Here is an 11794-nt window from a genome sequence, read left to right on the forward strand (position 1 = left end):
TTGTGGCTCGTAATGTTTGTTCCCACTGTTCGCGACCAAGCTCGGCTTGTATATGTTCATTTATTGCGGCGATAGATAACGATATACGGGTGGTTGTGCTTCAACACCCTAAAGAAGTCAACCACACGAAAGGCAGTTTACCGTTACTTGAAAAATCCTTGTCCAAGTGTCAGGTTATCATTGGTGAGTCATTTGATGACAATGAGGAGTTTTTGAGTATCCTTAATGCCTATCCATCATCCACTTTTGTGCTGTATCCGAGTGAAGACGCCTCGCAGATACATGAAAATTTCGGTGTGTCTCAACCTATTGATATTAAGTGCTTAATTTTACTTGATGCCACATGGAAAAAAGCATACAAAATATATCAGTTGTCTAATAAACTTAAAAACCTACCGCACCTGAAGTTGCCTGATGGGTTTTCGAGCTTGTATGAAATCAGGAAGACCAAAAAGTCTAACGCATTATCAACCCTTGAAGCCTGTTGTCATGGGTTAAGTTTGCTGGAAAATCAGCCAGAAAAATACTGCTCGCTGCTAAATAACTTCGTGCAATTTAATCAATTTCAGTTATCGTTTAGACCATCAAATGATAATGACTCATCATCGAAATAAAGGAAGGTCATGCTAAGTATATTAAAGCAAGGTGTCATCGTAGTTTCACTTATGGCGGTCGCGCCACTTTCATTGGCCTTGCCAACAAATTCAGCGCAAGAAAATAACAAAAAAAACAGTATTGTTAGAGAAACCAGAGAACCAGAAGCGGCAACAGGTTTTAACCGCAAGCAAGTAGTTACGGGTGAAGAATACATGGTGGCAGCGGCCAATCCATACGCCAGTGCCGCGGGTTTTAATATGCTCCAACAAGGTGGCAGTGCAATTGACGCCGCGATTGCTGTGCAACTGGTATTAACGCTGGTTGAGCCTCAATCTTCTGGTATTGGTGGTGGCGCTTTTATTCTGCATTGGAATGAAAAAAAGCAGTTACTGGAAACCTTTGATGGCCGAGAGACTGCACCCAAGGCCGCTACCTCAGAGATGTTTTTAGATGATAATAAAAAACCTGTGCGCTGGATTGACGCTGTTGTGGGGGGGCGTTCAGTTGGTGTACCGGGCGTGTTGCATGCCTTTAAAACGGTGCATGATAAATACGGTAAATTGCCATGGGCAGTGCTGTTTGAAGATGCCATCAAGTTGGCGGATCAAGGCTTTATTGTATCTCCACGTTTAGAAAAACTTGTTGGGATGAAATTTAACCCCGGCATTAGCCAGCTACCGACAATAGCAAATTACTTTTTTCCCAATGGACAGGCAATTAAAGCTGGCGAAAAGCTAGTTAATAAAGATCTTGCTAGAGTGTATCGCAGTATAGCTACCGATGGGGTTGACGCTTTTTACAAAGGTTGGATAGCGAAAGATATTGTCAATGCCGTACAAAATGCCTCAATTGAACCAGGTAAATTATCGCTTGAAGATATGGCTAACTACCACACACGTCAACGTGATCCAGTTTGTGGTCCTTATAAAAAGTATAATGTTTGTGGCATGGCGCCGCCTAGCTCTGGTGGCGTTGCTGTTGTACAAATGTTGGCGCAGCTTGAACGATTCAATATAGGACAGTACGGGCCAAGCGACCTTGAAACAGTTCATTTATTTACCCAAAGCTCACGTTTAGCTTTTGCTGATCGTAACCGTTATATTGCAGACAGTGACTTTGTTACCGTGCCTACCGATGGCTTGCTTAGTTCAAGTTATCTAAATCAAAGATCGCAGCTTATTAATCTCAAAACCGACATGGGCAAAGCGCAAGCTGGTCAAGTAGGGCAGATTGCATATGCGGATGACAATGCTTTTGAACTTCCGTCAACCAGTCATATTTCTATTGTTGATAGTGAAGGAAATGCTATCTCGATGACCACGAGTGTTGAAATGGCGTTTGGCTCTGCCGTTATGGTTAATGGCTTCATTCTAAATAATCAATTGACTGATTTTTCTTTAGCACCAAAACGAAATGGTCACGATGTGGCTAATCGTGTTGAACCATTTAAACGTCCAAGAAGTTCAATGGCGCCGATGATGGTTTTTAATGACGATGGTAGTCTTAAATTGGTCGTTGGATCTCCGGGCGGCTCAAGGATTATTAATTATGTGGCGCAAACTATGTTGGCAGTGCTTGATCATAATTTGAATCCGCAGCAGGCGATTAACTTACCTAAAGTGACTAATCGAAACAATGTTACAACATTGGAAAAAGGCACGTCGATTACGGGGTTAAAATCAGCACTTGAAGCTAAAGGGCATCAAGTGATAATTAGGGATCTAAACAGTGGTGTACATGCGATTGAAATAGAAAATGGCATGTTATTCGGCGGCGCAGATCCACGAAGAGAAGGGCAAGTGCTAGCTAAGTAATCAGGCTTGTTTTTCATTCACAAAAAAGGAACTTATTAGCGTAAGCTCCTTTTTTTTAGGTAGTCAAATAAATCACTGCTGCAAAGGTTGCCTCTGGCCCGCCTTGGTTATTCTGTACATTTGTCTGTTATCAATGAGTAATAGTTCACCGTATTTACCTTTTTTGATGCTCGAGTCAATGGCGATGACTTTTCCTTGGAATCGAGTTTCTATTTGAGCAAACGAGGTATGTCCAACAATAATGTGGTCGATGTCAAAATGCTTGAGCAATAAGTCTATTTCCTGCTCGTTTGCACCATTATCTTTAAAGTATCCGCGATACCAAATAGGTCCATTGGTCTCGTGCAACTGTTTAGCCCAGCCACTTCTAGGGGTTGCAAGCTCGCGTTTAACTAATGATTGCTTAAACACGTTGTTGATGTCTTCTAATGAACGAGCTTCCTTTGCAAGATTGGGATGAAATCCTCCGTGTGCAAACAACATGTCGTTAATTTTCACGAGCACGGGCTTATTTCTAAGCCATTGTCCGAGTACGGTATTGGGAGTAAATAATTGCTCAAAAGGACGGTTCAGTAACTCACTGACTTTTTGATATTTTGGATGCAAATAACGTAAATCACCGTTGAGTACCATGACTTCATGATTGCCCAGTAATAAATGTACTTTGCCTCCCGCCAGCTCTGCTTGTTTTTCTAAGTGGTAAACAAACCACAGTAATTCCGTTACTTTATCGCCGCGATCAAAAATATCTCCAGTAATTACAAAATGTCCGTTGCCAAAGGCCCAGTTATTATTTTGATCAATAATATTACTGTTACGTAAAATATCTAAGGTCAGTTGGTACTGCCCATGAAAGTCGCTCATGGCTGCGACGCTAAAATCGCCTGAATAGCTGATGTTGTTTTGCATTAATGAGTGGACATTAACGCTTGGCAGTGAACAGTGCTTTGAGGTTATTGATTCATTGACTGAAAAAGGCTGAGTGTATCGTTTGTTTTTGCACAACCAGTGGGCAACATATTGCGTTTGCTGAATGTCGATATAGGGACCATCATCAACGAGTAACTGAAAGTCACCTTCTGCCTTAATAGTTAATTGCAGTGACAAAATGACAACAGCAATGACCACTTTTGGCCATGTAATTAGATTCATAGATTACCTCTAAAATGCTCACGTCCTTGTGAGAAACAACTAATACAAGCATGCTAAAAAATAGTGAAAAAAGCATCTATTAATTTGTGTAAAAGGGCACGTCCTTATGCCTAAGTATCAACTTGGTTTAGAACTTGACTTCAGTACCTACATAAACAAAACGGCCTACACCACCGCCATATTTACTGTCATAGTTACCTATACCTTTTTCAGCTACGTTCCCTGTTCTAGGCACAAATTTGTCTTGATCAAAGACGTTATTGACACCACCGAAGAATCGGATTTCGCTGTCGTTCCAATCCATAGAGTAGGATGCGGAAACGTTATGCTTGATGTAAGAGCCGTAGTATAAGTAATTTGGTGTTTCAGGATCGCTAACACAACTCGCTTTTCCTGCGGCGCAGCGTGCGGCATTGTCGGCAAACATTTCTTTGTGCTCGGCAACGCGCTCATGGCTGTCAACAATTTCACTCTTGTATTTTGTACTCCACCTCACGCGCCACGCGTCCGTCGACCATACGATTGATGCTGAGGCAGTATCTTCAAATGTGCCACCGTCAAGCTCACCGTTATAATCTAAGGTTTCTTCTCCGTCGTTGCCTGTATACGTTTTGGTGTGTTCAATTACGTGAGTCATGTCCGCTTTGAAGGCTAAGTTACCGTAATCACCAAGATCGTGACTGTAAGCGATGGCAATATCGTAACCACTTGTCGCAAGCTCACCAACGTTGTATAGACGTTGCATGATTTCAATAATTTGACCTTCATCATCACGCGTGATCACTTCACAGAACTCATTTCCTGCGCCCCAAGGGCTTGAAGAGTTATAACATTGATTGATAATTTCTGGATTATCAATTTCTTCAATAGCGCCTTCTACGGTAATGTCGTAATAATCAATTGCTATTTGTAAGCCATCAATAAAACTCGGTGCCATGGTAATACCGAAGGTGTAAGTATCACCGGTTTCTTCTTTTAACTGATCATTACCTGCATTAGGTCCGTATCCGTTATTCTCATCCTCGAAAACAAAATTACCGTCAGCATTTATTAACGCAGCAATCGTCGGCTCGAGGCGACAGTTATCATGTCCTTCTGCAGTCGATGTTGCGCTTACACCCGCACAAATATCATTGAACGAGTCATAGTCGCCACGTGGTGGCGATAATAGCTCGGTAATATTTGGAGCTCTTTGAGCTCGCGCGTAGTTTGCACGAAACATATAACCTTCGACAGGTTGCCAGATCAGGCCTATTTTATAACTTTCCATGATATCAATATTTTCGTGGCTGTAATCCGCTAAGCGCAAAGACGCTTCTGCAACAAGAGATTTTGCCATTGGCGCGTCTACAAGTAGTGGAAAGGCAAATTCTGCAAACACTTCTTTTACGTCGATCTCACCTTTGAATGCCGGTACTAAATTAAAGGTTATTCCACCGTATTGTTGTTCATCGCTGACTGATAAATTTTGTTTATCTTTGCGGTATTCGGCACCGAATACGGCGGCTACAGGTCCTGCAGGCATGGTAAATAGATCGCCAGCGATATAACCGAGCACATTGATTTGTTCAATCTCAGTATTGATGGTTGGATTTGAACGAATATAGCCTGCCATGTCATCGGTGATCGAGCCTTGGCCAAACAAGTTGATAGGAACACAGCCATCGGCACGCGCTTCTGCATCGGCACATTGTATCGTTGTTCCGTCTGCGGCATATTCTGCGTTTAATGCCTGCTTTAACTTAAGCACATTGATTTCATTTTTACGGGTTTGGTCTTGGGTAAATTTTCCGTAACCTACTGATAAATCCCAGTCCCACTCATCGTCAAACAAAGTACCTTGCAAGCCGGCCCATGTTCGGATGGTTTCCCGCTCGTTATCGGTTATCACATTACCCACTTCACCCATGCGTCTATCCCACTTAATATCACTGGATGTTGCTGCCAAAATTTCTGCAGGAACAAATGGATTCTCAATCGGAATTTTACTGCTCTTAACGCGGCTGGTTTCCCCCGTCACAGGGTCAATGACCAAGACAACTGTGCCTTCATATTCATCTTCTGGAGATTTTATGTTTTCAGATTGGTTATTTGAATATTGAATTTGAAAACTTGCATCAAGGTTATCTGCCAATTCGTAGTTTACTTTAAATGCTGTAGACAGCGAATCTTCAGGTACACGTAATTTATCCCATTGTCTGGAGTTAATCCCGTAACGCTCTTCGTGCCAATCATCTCTTAATGTTTGACCGTCATACCAAAAACCAGAGTCTGGTTTAGTACTACTGGTTTCAACAAATACACCACCTAAGGTTCCGTCTGAACGATATCGCCAGTCATCGGTGGTGATATCTCGAACACATTGGTCGCCACTCATGGTGCCATTGGTATTGCACATCAGCTCGTCGTCATAATCGAAATCAGTTTCTAATAAGGCTCGATCGCGATCGTTAAAAGCAATTTCTTTTTGCTCATCATATGTGCTACTGAAATAGAAATAGCCTCTGCCATCATCAAATTCTGAGCCATAGTTTAGATCCAACGTGAATTCCTCGCCGCCGCCATTGGTGGTTTCCCCGCCGCGAACTTTAAATTCAAACCCTTCTTTATCTTGCTGCGTGATGATGTTTACAACACCGGCAATGGCATCAGAGCCATAAGTTGCAGATGCGCCGCCACTGATCACCTCGACTTTTTTAACCATACCTGACGGTATCGTTGATAAACTGACGTAATTACCGCTATAGCTGTTTGATACAACACGGCGACCATCAATTAACGTTAATGTGCGATCTGCGCCTAAGTTACGTAAATTAATTGTTGATAAGCCAGTTGCAGACACCGCTGATTGGCTGTTGGTATTACTGGTATACTCAGACAGGGCGGGGATCTCTTCAACAAGTACAGCAGCCAAAGAACCTAAACCAGCATCTTCAATAGCTTCGTTGTTTACGGTTACCAGTGGTGTTGCGACACTGAAACTGTCTCGGCGTAGGCGTGAGCCGGTAATAATAATTTTTTCAGTTTCGTCCTTTTCCACAGACGGCTCTACATTACTTTGATTAGTGTTAATTTCTTTTTCTATGGCGGCATTAGCCCATGACTGAGTACTAAATAGACTTGAAGTACTCAGTATTGCCAACGTGATTAAATTCTTATTCATCTTTTCTCCCTTTTGACTTTATCCGTTTTGCCATTAGCTTTTGTGTTTGTTGGCAAAACCAAGAACATCACTGATGATGTCTCTCAAGGGTTTTCTAAATAATCTGAAGGTCAACTACAATCTGCTGTGTCTCGTTTAAACATCTATTTAATGTCTATTCCTTTATTATCAAATTGTTATGTGATTATCATTTGTTTGTTTTAATTAAGAATAGCTGTATGAGGCACGTTTTATTTTTTCTGAAATTCATTAACAAATCGTCAATTAGTAGTTAATATAAATGATATTTTATAAAACGTTGGGCATTACGGTTAGATGGAAATCCACCAATCATTTTCTATTGGTAAAAACCATATTTTGATGGATGAAGCCGCGATTCAAATTGACCAGCAAGACAAACAATCGGTTCAACCCAAATTCCTTGAGGTACTTGCGTACTTAGCCAAAGAATATCCTCGCGTTATCCCTCGAGATGAATTGATCAAGCACATATGGAATGAAAATGAATATGTTGGGGAAAAAGCATTAACCAACGCCATTTGGCACTTGCGTCAAAAGCTAGCGTGTGAAGTTGAGCAAGAAGAGGTGATAGAAACCATAAGAAAGGTGGGTTATCGCTTGTTAATTGCCCCTACATGGCACCAGCAATGTACTTCACATTTCCAGTCGGAAACTGATAATACAAATTCAACCTCTGTTTGGTTGGGCCTTTACCCCAAAATTATTACGTTATTTTTTATCAGCTGTATTGTTATTATTTTGTGGCAACAGTTTAAGACAGAGCCAACACAAGCACCATTTAAACGTGCAGCTCAAGTAACTACTAAGCCGGGAACTGAAATGTTTCCTTCTATCTCTGCTGATGGGCGTTGGTTAGCTTACCAATGGTCACCAAATCAAGGAGACAGTAATTTATACCTCAAAGATACTGCTCAACCAAATTTAGACGCAAGACAGCTTACGTTTGATAGCGCGAAAGAGGGGCATTCGGTGTGGAATAGCACAGGTGATGTTTTGTTTTTTGCCAGAAAGGACGGTACTAAAAATAGTTGTAAAGTAGTGAGCCTGCAAGTGAATACGAATCAGGAGACCATTTTAGCAAATTGTCCTATCGCGGGAGGATATTATTATATTGATATTACCTCGGATGATTCGATGTTGGCGTTCCATGGGAATGATGACCAAGCAGATGACAGCGGCATTTACTTTCTTGATTTAACTAAGGAAAACAGTGAACCGGTAAGGTTTTCCTGTCGCTCCAATTGTGGTTACAAAGATAGAGATTTTGCGTTTTCTCCCGATGGGCAATTTATTGCGGTGACGAGGCGTGTAAGCCGCTTCAATGAAAATATATTCTTGGTCAATATAGAGTCCAAAGCGGCTGAGCAATTGACGTTTGGCGAAGAAGATATTGTTGGACTGGATTGGTTAGCAGACCAGCAACACTTGGTATACGCTACTCAACGAGCAGACGTTAGAAATGGTTATGTCGTCAATATTGACGATAAAGTTGTGAGTGAACTACATATTGAAGGCTTTAGCTACCCAAGTGTTGCGACTCAAACAAATAGCGTGTTGTTTCATCAGCGCAAAGAAAATTATTTGATTGCAACCTATCCATTGGCAACAGATATCGCAAGTATGCCGGTCCCTTTGATGCAATCAGCATTTAGTCATGTTTATCCCGATTATTCTGCTATCAATAAAAAGATTGTTTATGTGTCTAATGAAACAGGGTTTTATGAACTGTGGTCGGCGAGTGTAGACGGCAGTAATCCTAAGCAACTAACCAATTTAAAACGTACTATTCGTTACCCTAAATGGTCTCACCAGGGAGACAAGGTGGCGTTTTTGGCTCCGTCAATCAATGAAAATGATGAAAAACTGTTCGTGCTTGATGTTGCAACTGGGAGGGTAGAACAAGTTCCTTCATCATTTGAAAAGTTTAATCGACCGACTTGGTCACTCGATGATCAGTCTTTGATTAGTGCGGTTTATCAGAAAGATCACGTTGACTTGTATCAAATTGAGATCGAAACGGGTAATTTTCAACGGGTAACTTTTGACAGCGCGCGCTATGGCATAGTGACATCAGACGGTGAATTGCTTTATACGAAGCTTGAAAATGGGCTTTGGCGTAAGGAAATTGCAAGTAAACAAAGCGGAATTATGGCTATTCCAGCTACAAAATTTAATACTATTTACGGCTGGAGGTATTTCGATAGCCAAGTGTTTTATAGCTATAAAAAAGCCGGCAGTTATCATTTGAATAAATACGACTTGTTCAATCAAAATGTCACACAACTATTAAAATTACCAAAGCGAAGCTTTTCCTCCAGTAGTGGTATGAGCGTGATGGTGGAAAATAATGCATTGTTATTTAACATGAGTGCCTACCCTCAAGCGGACATCAAGATAATTGAAAACCTCAAAGTCAGTGAGTTAGTTCATTAGACTGAGGTAACTCATAAAAATAAAGCGGCTAATGCCGCTTTATTTAGAAAGGGTCTTTGAGTATTTTATCGATTACCCAGCTTCCATCAACTTGAATTAATCGTATCCGTTTAACATTTTTCATTTTATCTTCTTGATAAATTCCGTCGAAGTACAATGTGATGTTTGCATTGTCTTTAAATTGCTCTCTGACTTTTACACCACTGTCATCAGGGGTAATGTTGACGCTATCATAAGACATATTGAATAAGTGCCTCGCTACCGCATTGGGAGACTTATAGTGCAAAATAATGCGTGCAAGTTTTGGGCTGCATACTGAAGCTGCCTTTTTAACATCTTTTTCGTTATATAGAGCATTGAAAAATGCCACTGCGACCAATTCAGGGTTATCGATTTCTGCGATATCTTCTTCTTGTGAGCATGCAGTAAGCAAAATGAGTGAGACAAGGGCAATAGTTTTGAAAAGTTTCATATTGTTTGAATGATCATAAATCCATTTTAACTTGATTTTATGCCTATCTATTTCAAATTACTAGCCAATTTCTATTCACCATTAAATTTTGCCCATTAAAAAAGGCGCAAAAAGCGCCTTATACCACAGAGGTACCAAGTTTCATGAAAATGAAATTTACTGTACTAGTTCTTTATCGCTAAAACTTTCGCTAAATAATGGACTAGTCAAGTAGCGCTCAGCCGAACTAGGTAAGATAACGACTATATTCTTGTCTGCATTTTCTGGTTTCTCTGCAATGCGTTTAGCGGCAACAACCGCAGCGCCTGAAGAAATACCCGCTAGAATGCCTTCTTCTTGCATTAATCGGTGTGCCATTGCCATGGCATCTTCATTAGACACCTGTTCAACAGCGTCAACCATTTCAATATCTAGGTTGCCAGGAATAAAACCTGCCCCAATGCCTTGAATTTTGTGTGGTCCTGGCTGAATTTCGCTTCCCGCCATTGTTTGTGAAATGACTGGTGAATCAACTGGCTCTACCGCCACAGAAGTAATTTTCTTACCTTCTTTTAGCTTAATGTAACGGCTAATACCGGTAATTGTACCGCCCGTACCTACGCCGGCTACCAGCACATCGATTTTACCGTCAGTGTCTTTCCAAATCTCTGGTCCCGTAGTTTCCTCGTGGATTTTAGGGTTTGCAGGATTATCAAATTGTCCTAAAAGTACATATTTGTTTGGCTCAGAGTCACGAATTTCCTGCGCTTTATCAATTGCGCCTTTCATGCCCTTTGCCCCTTCGGTCAAAACCAAATTAGCACCCAGTGCTGAAAGCAGTTTGCGACGCTCTAAGCTCATGGTGTTTGGCATGGTTAAAGTGATTGGGTAACCGCGCGCCGCAGCAACAAATGCTAGTGCGATTCCAGTATTACCACTTGTAGGCTCGATAATTTCCTTACCTTCACCTAATAATCCTTTTTCTTCTGCATCCCATACCATGCTGGCACCAATTCGGCATTTTACGCTAGCACTTGGGTTTCTTGACTCTATTTTGGCATATACATTACCACCAGTAACGCGGTTGAGTTTTACCAGTGGAGTTTGACCAATTGAGGTCGAGTTATCTTGAAATATTGATGACATAATTTTTTCCTATCAACACACCAAGTTCTAAACTACTTGGCATTGATTAAATATACCCGTTAAGATTAACTACTTATACGATAAAAAGAAGTGACATTTAGTTATAACATATATATATAACTGGAATAATTTAATGTCTGTTTTATAAATTATAGTGGAAAATTCATGTCTTCATTTAAGGGTACATCAGATTACATTGCATCAAAAGAACTACAGTTGGCCGTCAACGCAGCCATTAGCTTAGAGCGACCTTTGTTAATTAAAGGTGAGCCAGGCACGGGTAAAACGATGCTAGCGGAAGAATTGGCCGCAAGTTTAGGTACAGAGTTGATCAGCTGGCACATTAAGTCGACAACAAAAGCGCAGCAGGGGCTATACGAATATGACGCAGTTTCACGTCTGCGAGATAGTCAGTTAGGTGATGAAAAAGTTAAGGATATTGGCAATTATATTGTTAAAGGTAAATTATGGACGGCATTTGCTGCCGATAAGCGCCCAGTATTATTGATTGATGAAATAGATAAAGCAGACATCGAATTCCCTAATGATTTGCTTTTAGAGTTAGATAAAATGGAGTTTTTTGTCTATGAAACGCAAGAGCGTGTGGTAGCAGCCCAACGTCCTATTGTAATCATTACTTCAAATAATGAAAAAGAGCTACCTGACGCCTTTTTACGACGCTGTTTCTTCCACTACATTAACTTTCCTGATAAAGATGAAATGCAGTCAATTGTTGATGTGCATTTTCCAAACATCAAGAAAGAACTGCTTGATGAAGCGTTAGCACTGTTTTTTGATTTACGAGAAATTCCGGGTTTAAAGAAAAAGCCATCAACGTCAGAGCTCATTGATTGGTTAAAACTGTTACTTGCTGAAGATATAGATCCGAAAGTGTTACATGAAACGAAACAAGCACGAGTCATCCCACCATTGCATGGTGCTTTATTGAAAAATGAGCAAGACGTACATTTATTTGAAAAGCTTGCGTTTATGCAGCGTTCAGGCAGATAAGCAAAG

General features: G+C 40.9%; 8 protein-coding genes. 4 read left to right on the forward strand and 4 right to left on the reverse strand.

Annotation, left to right across the window (positions count from 1 at the left end):
• The first annotated feature begins 2 nt into the window (after positions 1-2).
• Positions 3-614, forward strand: coding sequence for a tRNA-uridine aminocarboxypropyltransferase (locus QUE03_RS08465; protein ID WP_286267057.1), 612 nt, complete (start codon positions 3-5; stop codon positions 612-614).
• Between the two features lie 9 nt (positions 615-623).
• Complete coding sequence (gene ggt / locus QUE03_RS08470) at positions 624-2411, forward strand: gamma-glutamyltransferase (RefSeq protein ID WP_286267059.1); 1788 nt, start codon at positions 624-626, stop codon at positions 2409-2411.
• 72 nt (positions 2412-2483) lie between these two features.
• Here ggt and QUE03_RS08475 read toward each other — a convergent pair whose 3' ends face one another.
• Complete coding sequence (locus tag QUE03_RS08475; protein WP_286267061.1) at positions 2484-3563, reverse strand: metallophosphoesterase; 1080 nt, start codon at positions 3561-3563, stop codon at positions 2484-2486.
• Positions 3564-3690: 127 nt separating this feature from the next.
• Positions 3691-6726 carry a TonB-dependent receptor domain-containing protein gene (locus QUE03_RS08480; protein WP_286267063.1) on the reverse strand — a complete coding sequence of 1012 codons (3036 nt, stop codon included), beginning with the start codon at positions 6724-6726 and terminating at the stop codon, positions 3691-3693.
• A gap of 315 nt (positions 6727-7041) precedes the next feature.
• Here QUE03_RS08480 and QUE03_RS08485 point away from each other — a divergent pair, with 315 nt between their 5' ends.
• Positions 7042-9180, forward strand: coding sequence for a winged helix-turn-helix domain-containing protein (locus QUE03_RS08485; protein WP_286267065.1), 2139 nt, complete (start codon positions 7042-7044; stop codon positions 9178-9180).
• A 43-nt stretch (positions 9181-9223) separates the two neighbouring features.
• Here QUE03_RS08485 and QUE03_RS08490 read toward each other — a convergent pair whose 3' ends face one another.
• Both QUE03_RS08490 and cysK read right to left on the reverse strand, forming a co-directional pair.
• Positions 9224-9652: a hypothetical protein gene (locus QUE03_RS08490; RefSeq protein WP_286267067.1), complete on the reverse strand. Its 429-nt coding sequence runs from the start codon at positions 9650-9652 to the stop codon at positions 9224-9226.
• A gap of 156 nt (positions 9653-9808) precedes the next feature.
• A complete protein-coding gene (cysK, locus tag QUE03_RS08495; protein WP_286267069.1) occupies positions 9809-10777 on the reverse strand; it encodes a cysteine synthase A in 969 nt (322 codons plus the stop codon).
• Between the two features lie 165 nt (positions 10778-10942).
• Here cysK and QUE03_RS08500 point away from each other — a divergent pair, with 165 nt between their 5' ends.
• Complete coding sequence (locus QUE03_RS08500) at positions 10943-11788, forward strand: AAA family ATPase (protein ID WP_286267071.1); 846 nt, start codon at positions 10943-10945, stop codon at positions 11786-11788.
• Positions 11789-11794 lie beyond the last annotated feature (6 nt).

This window comes from Thalassotalea atypica, from assembly GCF_030295975.1.
GTDB classification, from domain to species: domain Bacteria; phylum Pseudomonadota; class Gammaproteobacteria; order Enterobacterales; family Alteromonadaceae; genus Thalassotalea_F; species Thalassotalea_F atypica.